This is a genomic window from Butyricicoccus porcorum (assembly GCF_002157465.1).
Lineage (GTDB): Bacteria > Bacillota > Clostridia > Oscillospirales > Butyricicoccaceae > Butyricicoccus_A > Butyricicoccus_A porcorum.
Map to the genome: position 1 here is coordinate 121,350 of NZ_NHOC01000001.1, position 16,925 is coordinate 138,274.

The window sequence follows — 16,925 nt, forward strand, 5'->3', positions numbered from 1 at the left end:
TTGGTGTTTTGATTCAAAAGTATATGTCACTCCTCTCCGTTGCCGGAAGTGTTATTCTCCATATACCGACGGCTTGAGCACGCCGACATACGGCAGGTTGCGGTACTGCTGGTCATAATCCAGACCATAGCCCACAATAAACGAATCCGGAACACGGAAGCCGCTGTAGGCAACCTCCACCGGTACAACCCGGCGCTCCGGTTTATCTAAAAACGTGCACAGCGCAATCGATGCCGCGCCGCGCGCCTTTAGTGTCTTCATCAGATAGCTGAGCGTGCGCCCGCTGTCGAGAATGTCCTCGACAATGATAACGTGGCGGTTCTCAATGCTGTTGTCAAAATCCTTGACAATTTTCACCTCACCGGAGGAACTTGTGCCGGAACCATAGCTGGATACCGACATAAAGTCGACCGTACATGGAATGGTGATCGCGCGCACCAGATCCGCCATAAACATAAACGAACCCTTGAGCACGCTGATAATAATCGGATCTCTGCCCGCATAATCCTCCGAAATTTTTGCGCCGATCTCCTTTACCTTGGCTGCAATTTCTTCTTCAGACAGAAGTACTCTCTCGATATCCTGATTCATACCTTTGCTCCTCTCTTTTTTCTGCCGTCCGCATCGTGCGCGACAGCAAACGCCCCGGTCGTACCGCAATACCTGCTGTCGACACCGATTCCGGCAGCCGCCACAATCTCCCCGCCGCAGCACAGCACCGGCAGCGCATCGCGCTGCTCCGGCGCAATCCCGCGCTCGGCATACAGCCGTTTGAGCGAGCGGGCACCGCGCGCACCCGGCAGGGTCATGCGATCGTCCGGCCTCCAGCGCCGTACAGACAGGCAGACTGTGTTGATTGTATCATATGCAATCGGATAAAATTTGAACGAACTGTGAATATCCTGTATTTTTCTCGTGATACACACGAGATATGCACCAAACCGCACCGGCTTCTCCGGAACCAGTTCGACCTGACCGGTCTCGGGCGGCATCGGTTCAATGCGGATTTCATTGCCGCGCCGCAAGGCGCGCCGCCGTCCCGGCAGGCTTGCCGTGCCGGACTTTTTCCGCGCGAGTGCCAGCACGGCGGCAATCTGCCGCTGCCCAACCTCGCCCATCGGCGTGCCCGCATGCACGAGCATGTCGCGCACCGCGCGCGATGCCAGCGCCTCCGGCATGTCACGCAGCCGTGCTGCCGAAACTGAGGTCCCGCCGACCTGTACCAGCGCATCGAGGCAGTCGTTGTCCTGCCGCAGCAGCGCCGCCGCCTGCGCCGCATGGCGCGCGGCAGCCGGTTCAATATCCCGCAGGGCGGGAATGACGGTGTGCCGGATGCGGTTGCGCGTACAGCTGTTATCCAGATTGGTCGCATCCGTGCGCCAGTCCTGCCCGCGCTGCACGAGATACTCCTCCACCTGCCGCCGCTCGACCGCGATCAACGGACGGATGATAGTGCCCCGCACCGGCGGAATGCCCGCCAGCCCGGCGCTGCCTGTCCCGCGGATGAGGTGAAACAGCATGGTTTCCAGATTGTCATCCGCCGTGTGTGCCGTCGCAATGCGCGCCGCGCCGCATTTCTGCGCACAGCGGTCAAAAAACGCATACCGCAGCGCACGCGCCGCGGTCTCCACCGACTGCTTTTGCTGCGCGGCGGCGGCACCCGCATCGCATACTTCCGCGTAAAACGGGATGGCAAGGCGTTCGCACAGTGCGCGGCAAAAGGCTTCGTCCGCATCCGCCTGCGCGCCGCGCAGCCCGTGGTTTAAGTGGCAGGCGCACACATCATAGCCCAGCTCGTGCAGGCACAGTAGCAGGCTGACCGAATCCGCACCACCCGACAGGCCGCACAGCACGCGCGCGCCGTCCGGAATCATAGCGTACTGTTCAATTGTACGGTGTACCAGCTGCTTCATTCGTGCATCCGATCCTGATTATAAAAGGTTGTATACTGACCGAGCCACTGGAGCATGACCGAACCGGTCGCACCATGGCGGTTTTTTGCGATAATAATTTCCGCGTTGTTTTTTTCATCGCTGTCGCTGTCGTAATAATCGTCGCGGTAGATAAACAGGACGATATCGGCGTCCTGCTCGATGGCGCCGGATTCACGCAGGTCAGACAGCATCGGCTTTTTGTCCTCGCGCTTTTCGACCGCACGCGACAGCTGTGACAAGCAGATGACCGGTACATTCAGCTCCTTTGCCATGATTTTCATAGCGCGGGAGATCTCGCCGATCTCGTTGACACGGCTTTCTGTGCGCTTGCCCGACTGCATCAGCTGCAAATAGTCAATGACGATCAGGCCGAGATTGTCGCCGAGGCGGCGGCATTTCGCCTTGATTTCGGCAACGGTAATCGCGGGGTTGTCATCGACATAAATATGCGTCTTTGCAAGCGTGTTGGACGCACGCGCGATTTTCGCCCAGTCATCCGGGTCGAGCTCACCGGTCTTGAGCTTCTGTGAATCGATGACCGCCTCCTGTGCCAGCAGACGGGACGCCAGCTGATCCTTGCTCATCTCGAGCTGGAACAGGACGACGTCCTTGGACGTATGCTTGGCGGCATACAGCGCGACATTGAGGGCAAAGGCGGTCTTGCCCATACCCGGACGCGCCGCAATGAGAATGAGGTCGGATTTGTTCAGACCGGTCAGCCTTCGGTCTAGCTCATGGAAGCCGGTCGGCAGGCCGGGCAGCCCGCTCTCGCTCTGCGCCAGCTCATCCAGGCGGTTGTAGACGTCCAGAATGACGCTCTTGATCGGAGTCAGTCCCTGTACCTCACGCCCATGGCGCACCGCATAAATTTTCTGCTCCGCCGACTCCGCGATATCGCCCGCCTCACCGGCGCCCTCATACGCCATTGCCTGGATATCCGCGCCGGCCGACGCGATTTCGCGCAGCATGCTTTTGTCGCGGATGATGCGTGCATATTCGCGCACGCCCGCTGCGGTCGGCGTGACATCCATCAGCTGGGACAGGTAGGCGCGGCCGCCCGCGTCGTCATATGTGCCGTTGATCTTCAGCTCATTGAGCACGGTCACGGCATCGATGCGCACCGAGCCGGTGAACATCTCAAAAATGGTCTCAAAAATGCGGCGGTTTTCCTCCGCATAAAAGTCCTCCGGGCGCAGCAGCTCAATGACCTCCGGAATACAGGACGGATCGATCAGCATGGAGCCGATCACTGCCTGTTCCGCTTCCAGCGCCTGCGGCATCTGCCGCGCCAGCAGTTCATCCATTGCCATGCTGATTTCCCTCCTGACCGCGCGGAATTACTCCGCCTCCGTTACCTGAACCTTCAGCTTGCCGACAACCTCCGGATACAGCTTGACCTTCAGCTCGAACGTGCCGAACGTCTTAATTGCCTCATCCAGAACAATCTTCTGTTTGTTGATCTCGATGCCATGCTCCTTCTTGAGCTGCGCCGCAATCTCCTTGCTCGTGACCGAGCCGAAGATGCGTCCGCTCGTGCCGCCCTTGGCGGTCATATGCACGATGATGGATTCAAACTTCTTTGCGTTGGCCTCGGCCTCTGCGCGCTCCACAGCCTCACGGTGTGCGCGTGCCTCCTCCGCCTGCTTCATCTGGTTCATGTTGTCCGCGGTTGCGGCAACTGCCAAACCTCTGGGCAGCAGGTAGTTTCTGCCATAGCCCTCAGATACCTCGACGAGCTGGCCCTTCTTGCCCTTGCCCTTGACGTCCTGCTGTAAAATTACCTTCATAACGAATCCCTCCTGGGTAGCTGAAATCTTATTGTGTCTCCTCGTCCTCCTGCGCACTCTGGCATTCCAGATACGTTTCGACGGCGTGATAAATGCGCTCCGTCGCCGTGCGGCTGTCGGTGTTCTTCATCTGTGCGCCCGCAGCCGTCAGGCTGCCGCCGCCGCCCAGCATCTCCGTAATGATCTGTACATTGACGCTGCCCATCGAGCGCGCGGAAACCACGATATCGTCCCCGAGCGGGAACGCGACGATGCTCGCACGCACACCGATGATATTCAAAAGCTCGTCCGCAGCCTGTGCCGCGATCGGGCGGGAGGTCTGAAAATCCGCGACAGCAATGACAATGCCGCCTGCGGTCGAACGCGCGCACGAGATCACGCGCTCGCGCTGCATGTATTCGTCAAACGAATTCTGGAACATACGCTTGACTGACGTCATGTCCGCACCGGCGCGGCGCAGATAAGCTGCCGCCTCGAACGTGCGCACACCGGCCTTGATGGAAAAGCCCTTGGTGTCCAGATGGATGCCCGCCAGAAGCGCCTCCGCCTCCAGGCGGCTGATGGTCTGGTTGGGCACCATGTACTGCAACAGCTCGCTCACCAGCTCGCTGGCAGACGATGCCGACGGCTCGTGCATGTTGACCGCACAGTTTTCGATATAATCCGCGGCACGGCGGTGGTGGTCAATGACCGCCACACGGCGGCAGCGCTGGAGCAGCTCCGGCGCTTCGACAAAGTCCGGGCGGTTGGTATCGACGACAACCATCAGGCTGCCCGCGTCGATCATCTCCTCTGCCTGCTCCGGCTCGATAAAGATACCGTTGTATTCGCCGCTTGCGTCGATTTTATCCAGCAGCGGCTGTGCCAGCGTCTGCGCACGGCGCAGGACAATATGCACCTGCTTGCCGCGGCTGCGCGCGGCACATACGACGCCGACAGCGGCGCCGACAGCGTCAATATCCGAATTGCGGTGACCCATGACAAATACCTGCGACGAGTCGCGCATCAGCTGGCCGAGCGCGTTCGCCATGACGCGCGATTTGACCTTTGTGCGCTTTTCCACTTCCTTGGTCACGCCGCCAAAGAACTCGAAGGCAAACCGGTTTTTGATAACCGTCTGATCGCCGCCGCGCGAGAGCGCCATTTCCAGCGCAAGCGCGGCAAATTCGTATTTCTCCTCCAGCGTGCGCCCGTCGCGGCCGATGCCGATGGACAGCGTCGCGTTGATGCCCTCGCGCGAGATAATGGAGCGAACCGAATCGAGCACGGAGAATTTGTCCTGCGCAATCGCGGCGAGATCGCGCTCCTCAATGATGAAAATATACCGGTCGCGGTCGAATTTGCGCAGCACACCGTGTACATCCTTCGCCCATTCGCCGATGCGGTTGTCAATCGCGGCGAGCAGCGTCGCCTTCTCCGAGTCGCTGACATTTTTGACCAGCTCCTCGTAATTGTCAATGGAAATGATGGACACCACCGGGCGGCTCTCCTCAAACTCCCTGCGCAGGGAAACCAGCTCTGTGGAATCAATCCAGTACAGCGTCATCAGCACGCTCGTGCTGCCGTCCGCCGGCTGTACCAGCGAGCCGAGCACGGTATAATACCGGTCTCCGACCTTGACCTCGGACGGATACCGCGTCTTTTTCTCCAGTAGCCATGTGGTATCGAAGCCCGGGACGATGTCGCCCACCGTCTGTTCAAACAGGCTGTCGGTCATATCATAGACCTCGTTGAACCGGTCATTGCACCAGACAATCTGGCTGGTTCCGATCATGCACACCGTAATCGGCAGCGGAAAGGTACTCATCGTCTGCTGCGATTCCGCATCGATGTTGCCGGATACCGTTTCCAGATATTGCAGCATTTCCCGCTTGCGGCGGCGCATGGTGACATTATAATAGCCGTACAGCACACCGCATACGATCAGTTCAAACACCGCCAGATACAGCGAAAAAAAGGCGCTGACGCAGGCGAACAGCAGGAAAATAACAAAATACATACCGAAGCCCGGTTCCAAAATTTTGCTCAACCGCTTATCCAAAGCGAAATTGCCCCCTCTCCGGTTTCCGCATCCAGCCGGGAAACCGCGGCGGCACATACGGCCACCGATACATTATGCATTATAGCAAACCCATGCGCGGCTGACAAGCATTTTTGCGCACAAATGCAGGAAATCTGCGCGATTTCCTGCATCTTTTGACCATTCTTTCACTTTTCCGCGCTATGTACCGGTCGAAACAGCATGCGCTGCACCGCATCCATCATCCGGTTATAGGCGCGCGTGACAATCGGACTGCTCAGCACCAGTGACACGACAAGCGCATATGCCAGCAGCAGGGCGAGCTGCGGGATGCCGTAATCCAGCCGCCCCGGGTATTTGTATCCCTCCAGCGCCGGAACCAGCCGTGCCAGCAGCCCACACAGCCACTCCCAGTGCCCGACAACCCACAGCATCGGGAAGGCGTGCAGCAGATACACCGTCATGCTGCCGCGCCCTATGCGCGTGAGCACGCCTCTGCCCGCCGGAATCAGCCGCAGCAGCATCACGCCGAGCAGCGGCGCAATCAGATAAATGGACAGGCGGAATACAACGCCCTCCAGCGGCTCCAGCCCCTGTGTCTCATAGGAATTGACCAGCTGGAACGGATGGCTCGCGGAACCGTCCGGATGCAGCGTGTCGGTCAGCCACAGCGCCAGAAACGCGCCTGTTCCGCCGCACAGCAGCGCGACGGGTATCGGCAGACGCCGAATGCGCTTCATATGCGCCTCTGTACAATAGTAGCCGAGCAGGTAAAACGGGAAAAAGCACACAGTGCGCGAAAGCGACAGTGTGCGTCCGAAATAACGATCCCCGCCCGCGAGCAGCGCCAGCACGATGGAGAGCGGCAGCAGCCTGCGGATGCGCAGCAGCTCGGGCAGCAGCAGCCGGATGAGCAGCAGCGTCAGCAGAAACCAATACATGTTGAGCGGCCGGAGCAGGCCATAGTTCAGCTCCGGCGACTGCCCGACACGTACCATATAATACAATGTATTGAACAGCAGGAACGGAACCAGATACTCTCCCAGCGCAGCGCGCCGGCGTTTTTCCGCATGCTTTCCGAAATAACCGGACAAAAACAGGAACAGCGGCATCTGTACCGACAGAACCACCAGCCGGATTGTATACAGCAGCGGCGTCTTCTGCCCCAGCATGTCGTACATATGCACATACACCACGCTGATGATGAGCAGGCCTTTGAGATTGTCCAGCGCAGCATCCCGCGTTCCCTGGATCGATGGATTCACAGCTGTCGTTTACTCCTCTCCGCCGCCGGAATCGTCTTCCCCGCCGACGGTATCTCCCATACCGTCTGTGCGGACGCGGACACGCCGCACGGGCTGGCCGGTCTGCTCATCGATATGATCCACGCCCGCATATTCCGCCGTGGCGAGCGGCAAATGCTTGCGCGCCAGCAGGCGGGAAATGATGTCCGTCAGAATGCGGTACAAAATGGCAAACAGCGGCACACCAACAATCATGCCGACAAAACCGAACAGGCCGCCGAACAGCAGGATGGAAAACAGCACCCAGAAGCTGGACAGTCCGGTGGAGTTGCCCAGAATCTTCGGCCCCAGAATGTTGCCGTCAAACTGCTGCAATACGAGTACATAGATGAGAAAATAAAGCGATTTGATCGGGTTGTCGATCAGGATGATGACAAAAGACGGAATCGCGCCGATAAACGGCCCGAAAAACGGGATAATATTGGTTACACCGATAATCACACTGACGAGCATCGCATACGGCATATTCATGATCGGCAGCGCCACACAGCAGATCAGGAAAATGAGGAACGAATCGATCAGCTTGCCGCCGATAAATCCGCTGAACATCTGATGTGCATAGCGCGCATAATCCATGACGATATTGCCCCAATGCGCACCAAGCACGGCATACAGGCAGCGCGTCAGCTGGCGCAGAAATTTTTCCTTGCCCGCCATCAGGTAAATGGCGACAATAATACCGATAAACAGGTTTTTTACAAAGGTGACCGTACTCATGACGCCGACGGACACATAGCTCAGAGTCTCCTGCATGGACGGCGCAAGCGATGTCTGAATCCATTCTTCGACGTAGCTGACCGCCTGCGCGTACAGCGACATCGCATTCTGCTCCAGGGTCGGATTGCTCGCCAGCAGCGACTGGAGCGTCTGGGAGACCTGCATGAGATTGGTCGGCAAAGAGGAGGCAAAGCTCGTGACGCTGGTGATAATCTGCGGGATCAGCAGCGCCAGCAGACCGACAATCAGTGCGCCCGCGCCGAGGAAGGTTCCTGCCATCGCAAGGATATCCGCACAATACAGCGCCCGGCGCCCGCGCCAGCGAAACGTCCGATGCAACAGACGGCGCAGCTTTCCCCGCAGCCAGTTATAGGCGGGCGAAAGCACATAGGCGATGCCAATGCCGAGGATGACCGGCATCAGAATGGAAATCAGCCGGGAGATGCCCTCTGCCAGCTCCTCAAACTTATAAATGCAAAAAAATATCAACAGCGTCAGCGCGCCGACAACGACAACCATCGCACCCCAGCCGAAATATTTTTTCATACTCTCTTTCACGGGAAGGCTCCCCTTTCGTCAATTGCATTACATTGAATTCTATTGTAACAGATTTCTTACAGGACGGTGAGGAAAAAACGCTAATTTAACAAAAAATTTCCCCAGTCCAGAATCTGCCAAAAACATTCCCACACCTTAGCCATAATTTCCAACTGCTTTTTGTGCAGAATCCCCATTGCATTCGACACAAAATGCGCCTATACTTAGAAGCAATCAACTGAACATCCCGCTGAAAAGACAGCGACGGAGACAGTACGTCTGTGTGGAACCTCCCAGCGAACCGGGGACAGTGCAAGCCCGGCAGCAGTACATACAGTCCGAAAATCACTCCTGAGTCGCAGGCCGAAACCGATTTCCCGGCAAGTAGGTCGTGCCGGTTTTCCCCGTTATCGGAAGCTCATATGATGGTATGCAGTAACAGGTGGTGAAACGAAGCAATTATGCTCTCGTCCTTTTACGGATGGGAGCTTTTTTTTATTTGTTTTTTCGACGTTTGTTTTTTGATTGAAGATTGAATAGAATTGGATGGAGGAGATTTTTCATGCAGAACACAGTGGAAATCCGCTGGCACGGCCGCGGCGGACAGGGCGCAAAGACCGCCTGCCTGCTGCTCGCGGACGCAGCCTTCAGCTCGGGCAAGTATGTACAGGGCTTCCCGGAATACGGCCCGGAACGCATGGGCGCACCGATCACCGCCTATAACCGCATCAGTGATGAGCGCTGCACAGTGCATTCCAACATTTATGACCCGGATTATGTCGTTGTCGTCGATGAGAGCCTGATTGAAACCGTCGACGTCACCAAGGGTCTGAACCCGGAGGGTGCCATTATTGTCAACACCCCGAAATCTCCGGCTGAGGTACGCAAGGAGCTGGGCAACTATCCCGGCCGCGTATGTACCATCGATGCGCGCCGCATCTCCGAGGAGATCCTGGGCAAGAACTTCCCGAACACTCCGATGCTCGCCGCTGCCGTCAAGGTCTCCGGCGTTGTCGATGCCGACCAGTTCGTCTCCAACATGGAAGCATCGTTCAAGCACAAGTTCGCAACCAAGCCGCAGGTCATCGCGGGCAACATGACCGTTCTGACCAAGTCTATGCAAGAGGTACAAGTAGGATGATTCACGCAAAAGATATCAACGAACAGTCCAAGTGGCAGGATCTGACTCCGGGCTGTGAAATTTATGAGCCGGGTACGGCGGTCCTGACCAAGACCGGCGAATGGCGCACCATGACCCCGCACTGGGATCCGGCAAAGTGCAAGCAGTGCCTGCTGTGCGCACCGTACTGTCCGGATTCGTCCATTCCGGTCAAGGATGGCAAGCGCTCTGATTTTGATTTCGACCACTGCAAGGGCTGCGGCATCTGCTATAAAGTATGCCCGTTCCATGCCATTTCGTTCGGAAAGGAGGACGAATAAGCCATGTCGATCCGTGAAAGACTTTCCGGCAACGAGGCGGTTGCCTATGCAATGAAGCAGATCAACCCGGACGTCATGGGTGCGTTCCCGATCACCCCGTCCACAGAGATCCCGCAGTATTTTGCACAGTATGTTGCAAACGGCGAGGTTGACACCGAATTTGTTACCGTTGAGTCCGAGCACTCCTCGATGTCCACCTGTATTGGCGCTGCCGCTGCCGGCGCGCGCGCGATCACCGCGACCTCTTCCTGCGGTCTCGCACTGATGTGGGAGCTGCTGTATGTCGCATCGTCCTCCCGCCTGCCGATCACGCTGGCACTGGTCACCCGTGCCCTGACCGGCCCGATCAACATCAACAACGACCATTCGGATGCAATGGGCGCACGCGATGCAGGCTGGATTCAGATTTTTGCCGAAAACAACCAGGAAGCCTATGACAACTATATTCAGGCGATGCCGATCAGTGAAAATCCGGAAGTCCGCCTGCCGATCATGGTCTGCCAGGACGGCTTCATCACCTCCCATGCCGTCGAGAACATCGAGTTGGAAGAAGATGCCATGGTCAAGGAATTTGTCGGCGAATACAACCCGGAGAACTATCTGCTGAAGCATGAAAATCCGCTGGCAGTCGGCCCTTATGGCGTTTCCCCGTACTACATGGAGGCCAAGAAGGCACAGGCCGAAGCAATGAAGCGTGCCAAAAAGGTCATTCTTGAGGTCGGCAAGAAGTTCGGCGACAAAACCGGACGCTATTACGGCTTCTTTGAAGCATACCGCATGGAGGATGCTGACACCGCAGTTGTCCTCATCGGTTCGTCCGCCGGTACCGCACGCGCAACCGTTGACAAACTGCGTGCCGAAGGCCGCAAGGTCGGCATGGTAAAGGTTCGTGTATTCCGTCCGTTCCCGTTTGACGAAATCGCACAGGCACTGTCCGGCTGCAAGGCAGTTGCCATCCTCGACAAGGCGGAGAGCTTCTCCGCAGCAGGCGGCCCGCTGTTCGCGGAGACCCGCAGTGCAATGTACGATCTGGACAACCGTCCGAAGGCAGTCAACTTTGTCTATGGTCTGGGCGGCCGTGACTTCCGCGTAGAGGACTGCACCGAAATCTTCGACGAGCTGGACGAAATCGTAAAGACCGGCAAGACCGGCGAGGTTTACCGCCACATCGGACAGAGGGAGTAAGAACACCATGGCATATAGTTTGAAAGAACAGTTATCGAAAGAAGAACGCTTTGTCGCAGGCCATCGCCTGTGCGCAGGCTGCGGCGCAGGCATTGCCGTGCGCGGCGTACTGCGCGCGCTCGAGCCGGAGGACAAGGCTGTTATCACCAATGCAACCGGCTGTCTGGAGGTTTCCTCCTTCCTGTATCCGTATACCGCATGGCAGGACAGCTATATTCACTGTGCATTTGAAAACGCGGCAGCCACCTGCGGCGGCGTAGAAGCCGCATACAATGTCCTGAAAAAGAAGGGCAAGATTCAGGACAATTACAAGTTTATCACGTTCGGCGGCGACGGTGGCACCTATGATATCGGCTTCCAGTCCCTGTCCGGCGCGATGGAGCGCGGCCATGACATGGTTTATGTCTGCTACGACAACGAAGCATACATGAACACCGGCATCCAGCGTTCCTCTTCCACCCCGCGTTTTGCCGACGCGACGACGACTCCGGTCGGCACGGCATCCTACGGCAAAAAGCAGAATAAGAAGAACCTGACGGAGATTATGGCGGCGCACAACATTCCGTATGCGGCGCAGACGACCTTCCTCGGCAACTTCCGCGACCTGCATGAAAAGGCACACAAGGCGATTTACACCCCGGGTGCCTGCTTCCTGAATGTCATGGCGCCGTGCCCGCGCGGCTGGCGGTTCCAGGCGCAGGATATGGCTCAGATCTGCCGTCTGGCAGTCGAGACCTGTGTCTGGCCGCTCTACGAGGTCATGGAAGGCGAATGGCACCTGACCTACATGCCGAGCAAGAAGCTCCCGGTTGAAGAATTCATGGTCAAGCAGGGCCGTTTCAAGCACTGCTTCAAGCCGGGCAACGAATGGATGATCGAAGAAGCTCAGAAGTACGTCGATGAACAGTGGGAAAAGCTGCTCGCAAAGTGCAAGTAAGCGCCCGCTTATCCGAACGATCTACAAATACAGCAAAGCGCCGTGCCCTTTCGGGTACGGCGCTTTTTTGCAGTCCACACATCCTGAACTGTACATCGGCAAGCGTCCTCCCTTTTCACCCTCGTCGGGGCGAACAGCCGAACTCTCCGTCCGGCTGTTCGCTGTGCGCGGAAGCGCACCAGACATTTCTTTTGCCAAGCTTTTCTTTCTGGAAAGAAAAGCGGGTTATTCCACGCTCTTGAGCGCTTCGACCATGTTGATTTTCTTCAGCGAAAAATAGGTGGAAAAATTGACAATCGTTGCAAATAGAATCGTGAGCACGGCGGCCGCCGCATAGCTGAGCGGCGCGACCGTCGGCACAATCACAATACCGCGCATTTCCATCGTCAGCAGGATAAACGATACCAACCATCGCCCGCCGAAAAGCCCGATCAGTGTGCCGAGGAGTGTCAAAATCACTGTTTCGCGCGTATTGTACTGGTATACCTCACGATCATAGAAGCCGAGTACCTTGATGGTTGCCAGCTCGCGGATGCGCTCGCTGATGTTGATATTGGACAGGTTGTACAGCACGACAATTGCCAATGCCGCCGCCGCGCCCACAAGAATGATGACGACCTCGTTAATCAGCCCGAGCCTGTCATCTGTCGCGCTGCGCGCGTCCGCTGTGGACGACACCGCAGTATAGCGCGTGTCGCTGTTCAGCTTTTTGACAAAAGCATCGGTTTCTGTCTCGTCCAGCTCAGCTGTATGGACGAGAAATGCGTTGTCCTCCGGTGTCTCACCATAGGCCGCCGCGTACCCCTCTGCCGAGAGAAAGGCGTAATGACTCAGATAGTTGTGCACGACAGCACCCACCCGAATGTCTGCCTTGGTACCATCCTCGCGGCGGACAGAAACCGTATCGCCCGCCTCGACACCCAGCGTTTCCGCAATCTGCTCGGTCAGCATAATATCATTGCCGCAGGAAAGCGTTTCCCCGCTCTGCGTGTCGATGAGTGAGATATACTGCTGGAATTTTCCGGCGTCTGACGGGGCAAACAGCTCAAGCTCATATGACTTTCCACTGTCCGCGACCAGCTTGACGCTCTCCGCATGCACGGCAATGCTGTCCCTGACCGCATTGTCCGTCTGCATATCGTCTGCCATTTTGGAAAATTCGTCCGGTGCCACATCGCCTGCCACGGCAATCAGGTCATAATGCATGACCTGTCCATATTGCAGCGGCAACAGCTGTTCAATGGAATCGCGCAGACCCAATCCCGCTGTGACCAGCATGGAACAGCCTGCAATGCCGCAGATGGTCATAATAAACCGCTTCTTATAGCGGAACAGATTGCGCAGCGTGACCTTGTGTGAGAAAGTCAGTCGACTCCAGAGCGGTGTGATGCGTTCGAGCAGCACACGCTTGCCCGGATTGGGCGCTTTGGGGCGCATGAGGTGTGCCGGTGTCTGGCGAACCTCCTTCCAGCATGCCGCCGCTGTCGCTGCGACAATGCTGCCTGCACAGACTATAATGCCAATGGCTGCATACAGCGGGTCAATCGGCGTATAAAATGCCGGGAGCGTATAGAATGTGTCATAAATCGCCCAGACAATGACCGGCAGGACACGGAAGCACACCAGTTCGCCGAGAATTGCGCCGGAAATCGATGCAGCCGCTGCATACAGCAAATATTTTGCCGCAATCTGCCCGGTGCTGTAGCCGAGTGCACCCAGTGTACCGATCAGGCCGCGCTGTTCCTCAACCATGCGCGTCATCGAGCTGAGGCTGATGAGGACGGCGACGAGGAAGAAAATCAGCGGGAAGGTAAATCCAATGCGCTTGAGATTGCTGGAATCCTGATCGAAGCCGGACAATCCGGTATTGCCGTCGCGCGTCAGCACATACCACGTCGGCTTGTTGATGTCCCCGACCTTTTCGCGCGCTTCGTCAATTTCCTTCTGTGCATCGGCAATCTCGCGGTCAAAATCCGCCTTCTGTGCTGCCAGCTCGATTTTGCCATCATCGATTTCCGCCTGTCCGTCCACCAGCTTGCGCGCCGCTTCGTTCATTTGCGCATACGCTTCCTTTTTCGCATTGGCAAGCTGGCGTTTGGCTGCCGTCAGCTGTGCCTGTGCGGAGGCGAGCTGTGCGCGCCCGGCAGCCAGCGCATCATCGATCTGCTGAATGCCGCTTTTGATCTGTGCCAGACCGTCCTCTGCCTGCTGAATGCCGCTGTCAATCTGTGCAAGGCCGTCCTTTGCCTGTGCAAGACCCATATCCAGCTGTTCCAGCTGTAATTCATAGCCGGAACACGATTCCGCAAGCTCATTCAGCCTGACCTCCATCTGGTCAATCTGTGCGTCCAGCTCTGTGATATCCATGCCCGCCGCAATCATTTGTTCGCGTATCGCCTTTGCCTGCTCCAGCTGCGCGGTCAGCGCTTCGATTCCCGCTTTCAGCTGGGTGATTGCATCTGCCAGCTGGGTGCGCTGGGTCTCCAGTTCCGCTATTGTCTGTGCGGTCTCTGTGCGCGTTTTGCGCAGCTCTTCCAGCTGTGCAGCGACTTCCTTCTGTTTGTCCACCAGTGTGGCGCGCTGCCGCTGTGCCGCTTTGGATTGCTGCTCGAACGCAAGGCGGCCTTCGCGGAGCTGCTGCTCGGCACTGTCGATCTTTTTCTGTGCAGCTGCAAATTCGCGCTCTGCTTTCGCACGCGATACATCCAGCTCACGACGGCCGTCATCCAGTTCCTTCTGCGCATCATCCAGTTCCTTTTGCGCGTCATCGAGCTTTTTGCGCGCATCGGCAGCTTCTTCATCCAGCTCTGCCTGTGCGTCATCAATTTCCGCATTCGCCTCACCGGTCAGCTGGTCATACCGCGCCGCCTCGCGTTCGTCTGCGATTGCCTTGACGAGTACCTCTTCCGCTTCCATGAGCGATTCATATTCATCGCCGAACGCATCCAGCTTCGCCGCGCCGTCCACGGTCAGGTACAGCTCGGTATAGTAGTCTTCTGTAATATTCGACTGCGGGACGTACATATAATCCGCCACCGCACCGGTACTGCGTTCATTTGTCCCCGAGCTGCCATAAATATACAGCGGACTTTCAATTACACCTGTGATCGTCAGTTCGGTGTGATAAAACGATGAACCCTCATCTTTTTCCCGTGTTTCGGTAATGGTCAGCGTGTCGCCGATCTGTTTGCCCGTGATATCCAGCAGTGACTGGGGGACGACGCATTCATCCGCCTGCTCCGCCATCTCGCCGTCAACCACGCGCAAAGCATTGATCCCGCTCCCCGAAGGGATGGACAACAGCTTTACCTTTTCGTCGCCGTCCCGGATGCTGACGAGGACGTTTTCCGAATATACGCCGACCGCATCCCGGATACCGCGCACCTCCTGTACAGCATCCACATCGTCTTCCGTCAGTCCCATTGTGGACAGCACTTCGAGATCAAAGCAGTTCTGCTCGTCGAGATACCGGTCACACGACAGCTGCATATCAAGGCTCGCTGCATTGATGCCCGCAAAAAAGCCTGCACCGAGAAATGCCATCAATGCAATCGAAACAAACCGCTTCCACGTGCCGCGAATCTCACGCACGATATTTTTGCGCAGGGATTTTGTCATGAATCTCACCACTCAATCTCCGCAATCGGCGTCGGGCTGGGATTGTGTGTGATCTCGGTCACGCGGCCGCTCGCCATGCGGATGACGACATCCGCCATCGGCGCAAGCGCAGAGTTGTGCGTGATGACGAGCACTGTCATGCCGTCCCGGCGGCAGGTGTCCTGTAATAACTGCAAAATCTGTTTGCCTGTGCGGTAATCCAGCGCACCGGTCGGTTCATCGCACAGCAGCAGCTTGGGATTTTTCGCAATGGCACGCGCAATCGCCACGCGCTGCTGTTCACCGCCGGACAACTGTGCCGGGAAATTGTTCTTGCGGTCGGACAGACCGACGCGGTCAAGCATTTCCGATGCGGACAGGCTGTCCGGACAGATTTGTGCCGCCAGCTCGACATTTTCCTGTGCGGTCAGATTGGGAACAAGGTTGTAAAACTGGAACACAAACCCAATCTCCTCGCGGCGATATCGGATGAGCTGTTTCCCGCGCAGCCGTGTGGTATCGCGTCCATCGACATACACCGCACCGTCTGTGGCGGTTTCCATACCACCCAAAATATTGAGCGCAGTGGTCTTGCCTGCACCGCTGGCGCCGAGGATGACAGCAAGCTGTCCCTTTTCAACCGCAAAGCTGGCGCCGGACAATGCCGGTATCGTCACTTCACCCATTTTGTAGTTTTTCGTCACGTTTTCAAACGAAATATATGCCATCCAATCACCTCGCGCATGATCCCCCCTATATGTTCTTTATTGTATCTGTTTGTCCGGATACTGTCAAGAAAGGGGCTGTTAACAATGCGTAAGGATAGCGCGGCACGTTTGCGCCATCGCCTGTGCGAGCACTTCATGTCCATCCGGTGTCAGATGCAGGCCATCGACAGGAGATGGCGTGACGAGCTTTGCGGCATCGAGGAAATGTACGCCGCTGTTCTGTGCGACTGTGGCATACCAATTGGAAAGCTCCCGCGAAAGGCTGATCGCACGGTCTCCAAATTCATCATAACATGCGCCGTCCCGCAGGTCTTCGGTAATCAGCGGCGGTGCAACCAGCAGGATTTCACACGGCATACCATCGGGGCTCTTGGCAGCAGACACCTGCTTTGCTGTCTGTATGAGCAATGCCGCGCCGCGCGCGATATCCGCCGCCTGCATATGAAACCGCAGCTTCATGTCATTCGATCCGAGCATGACAACGAGCAGGTCAATCGGCATATGTGTCTTAATAATCGCGGGCAGCAGTGCCACACCGCTTTTGTCATCATCGTAACACGGGTCACTGTGCACGGTCGTGCGGCAATTCAGACCTTCCTCTACGACATAATATGCTTCGCGTCCGAGCAGCAGTTGCAGCCTGCCCGGCCAACGCACAGCATACGCATACCGTCCGCTGTCCGTCGGGTCATAGCCATACGTATTGGAATCTCCATAACAAACAATTGTTTTCACTGTT

At 57.0% G+C, this 16,925-nt stretch carries 14 protein-coding genes; 4 read left to right on the forward strand and 10 right to left on the reverse strand.

The genetic code is table 11. The features are described 5' to 3' along the window. Window positions 1-51: 51 nt before the first annotated feature. The 7 genes from hpt to CBW42_RS00685 form a co-directional block, all read right to left on the reverse strand. A complete protein-coding gene (gene hpt, locus CBW42_RS00655; protein ID WP_087016734.1) occupies window positions 52-591 on the reverse strand; it encodes a hypoxanthine phosphoribosyltransferase in 540 nt (179 codons plus the stop codon). Then, entirely contained in the window at window positions 588-1,913 is a 1,326-nt protein-coding gene (gene tilS, locus CBW42_RS00660) for a tRNA lysidine(34) synthetase TilS (RefSeq protein WP_087016736.1), read from the reverse strand. Before tilS ends, hpt begins: the two co-directional genes overlap by 4 nt. Next, window positions 1,910-3,244 (reverse strand): replicative DNA helicase, encoded by a 1,335-nt coding sequence (gene dnaB, locus CBW42_RS00665; RefSeq protein ID WP_087016738.1) that lies wholly within the window; start codon window positions 3,242-3,244, stop codon window positions 1,910-1,912. The genes tilS and dnaB overlap by 4 nt, the downstream gene beginning before the upstream one ends. Window positions 3,245-3,271: 27 nt before the next feature. Further along, window positions 3,272-3,721 (reverse strand): 50S ribosomal protein L9, encoded by a 450-nt coding sequence (gene rplI / locus CBW42_RS00670; RefSeq protein ID WP_087016740.1) that lies wholly within the window; start codon window positions 3,719-3,721, stop codon window positions 3,272-3,274. Between the two features lie 28 nt (window positions 3,722-3,749). Beyond that, window positions 3,750-5,762, reverse strand: a complete 2,013-nt coding sequence (locus CBW42_RS00675; RefSeq protein WP_165760988.1) for a DHH family phosphoesterase — start codon at window positions 5,760-5,762, stop codon at window positions 3,750-3,752. A gap of 167 nt (window positions 5,763-5,929) precedes the next feature. Further along, the gene (locus CBW42_RS00680; RefSeq protein ID WP_087016743.1) at window positions 5,930-7,006 is read right to left on the reverse strand and encodes an acyltransferase family protein; all 1,077 of its coding nucleotides are present in this window, start codon (window positions 7,004-7,006) and stop codon (window positions 5,930-5,932) included. A gap of 9 nt (window positions 7,007-7,015) precedes the next feature. Next, window positions 7,016-8,320, reverse strand: coding sequence for an AI-2E family transporter (locus CBW42_RS00685; RefSeq protein WP_133058238.1), 1,305 nt, complete (start codon window positions 8,318-8,320; stop codon window positions 7,016-7,018). A gap of 541 nt (window positions 8,321-8,861) precedes the next feature. Between CBW42_RS00685 and CBW42_RS00690 the strand changes: the two genes are divergently transcribed. Genes CBW42_RS00690 through CBW42_RS00705 form a run of 4 tightly spaced genes read left to right on the forward strand, consistent with a single transcriptional unit; the run spans window position 8,862 to window position 11,861 of the window. Beyond that, window positions 8,862-9,440 carry a 2-oxoacid:acceptor oxidoreductase family protein gene (locus tag CBW42_RS00690; RefSeq protein ID WP_087016747.1) on the forward strand — a complete coding sequence of 193 codons (579 nt, stop codon included), beginning with the start codon at window positions 8,862-8,864 and terminating at the stop codon, window positions 9,438-9,440. Next, entirely contained in the window at window positions 9,437-9,739 is a 303-nt protein-coding gene (locus CBW42_RS00695) for a 4Fe-4S binding protein (protein WP_087016749.1), read from the forward strand. Before CBW42_RS00690 ends, CBW42_RS00695 begins: the two co-directional genes overlap by 4 nt. Window positions 9,740-9,742: 3 nt before the next feature. Beyond that, window positions 9,743-10,924 carry a pyruvate ferredoxin oxidoreductase gene (gene porA / locus CBW42_RS00700; protein WP_087016751.1) on the forward strand — a complete coding sequence of 394 codons (1,182 nt, stop codon included), beginning with the start codon at window positions 9,743-9,745 and terminating at the stop codon, window positions 10,922-10,924. Between the two features lie 7 nt (window positions 10,925-10,931). Further along, the gene (locus tag CBW42_RS00705) at window positions 10,932-11,861 is read left to right on the forward strand and encodes a thiamine pyrophosphate-dependent enzyme (protein ID WP_087016753.1); all 930 of its coding nucleotides are present in this window, start codon (window positions 10,932-10,934) and stop codon (window positions 11,859-11,861) included. Window positions 11,862-12,086: 225 nt separating this feature from the next. On the opposite strand, the gene CBW42_RS00710 is transcribed toward CBW42_RS00705, so the two are convergent. From CBW42_RS00710 to CBW42_RS00720, 3 genes are all read right to left on the reverse strand, one after another. Further along, on the reverse strand, window positions 12,087-15,479 hold the full coding sequence (locus CBW42_RS00710; RefSeq protein WP_330395831.1) for an FtsX-like permease family protein: 3,393 nt from the start codon (window positions 15,477-15,479) through the stop codon (window positions 12,087-12,089). A gap of 5 nt (window positions 15,480-15,484) precedes the next feature. Next, window positions 15,485-16,186 (reverse strand): ABC transporter ATP-binding protein, encoded by a 702-nt coding sequence (locus CBW42_RS00715; RefSeq protein ID WP_087016758.1) that lies wholly within the window; start codon window positions 16,184-16,186, stop codon window positions 15,485-15,487. A gap of 78 nt (window positions 16,187-16,264) precedes the next feature. Beyond that, entirely contained in the window at window positions 16,265-16,921 is a 657-nt protein-coding gene (locus CBW42_RS00720) for an SGNH/GDSL hydrolase family protein (RefSeq protein WP_165760989.1), read from the reverse strand. Between the last annotated feature and the right edge of the window lie 4 nt (window positions 16,922-16,925).

What these genes read in the sequence shown, in the direction of transcription:
- hpt (WP_087016734.1), bottom strand. Translation starts at nt 591, where the DNA reads ATGAATCAGGATATCGAGAGAGTACTTCTGTCTGAAGAAGAAATTGCA.
- dnaB (WP_087016738.1), bottom strand. Translation starts at nt 3,244, where the DNA reads ATGGCAATGGATGAACTGCTGGCGCGGCAGATGCCGCAGGCGCTGGAA.
- rplI (WP_087016740.1), bottom strand. Translation starts at nt 3,721, where the DNA reads ATGAAGGTAATTTTACAGCAGGACGTCAAGGGCAAGGGCAAGAAGGGC.
- CBW42_RS00710 (WP_330395831.1), bottom strand. Translation starts at nt 15,479, where the DNA reads ATGACAAAATCCCTGCGCAAAAATATCGTGCGTGAGATTCGCGGCACG.
- CBW42_RS00695 (WP_087016749.1), top strand. Translation starts at nt 9,437, where the DNA reads ATGATTCACGCAAAAGATATCAACGAACAGTCCAAGTGGCAGGATCTG.
- tilS (WP_087016736.1), bottom strand. Translation starts at nt 1,913, where the DNA reads ATGAAGCAGCTGGTACACCGTACAATTGAACAGTACGCTATGATTCCG.
- CBW42_RS00690 (WP_087016747.1), top strand. Translation starts at nt 8,862, where the DNA reads ATGCAGAACACAGTGGAAATCCGCTGGCACGGCCGCGGCGGACAGGGC.
- CBW42_RS00715 (WP_087016758.1), bottom strand. Translation starts at nt 16,186, where the DNA reads ATGGCATATATTTCGTTTGAAAACGTGACGAAAAACTACAAAATGGGT.
- porA (WP_087016751.1), top strand. Translation starts at nt 9,743, where the DNA reads ATGTCGATCCGTGAAAGACTTTCCGGCAACGAGGCGGTTGCCTATGCA.
- CBW42_RS00705 (WP_087016753.1), top strand. Translation starts at nt 10,932, where the DNA reads ATGGCATATAGTTTGAAAGAACAGTTATCGAAAGAAGAACGCTTTGTC.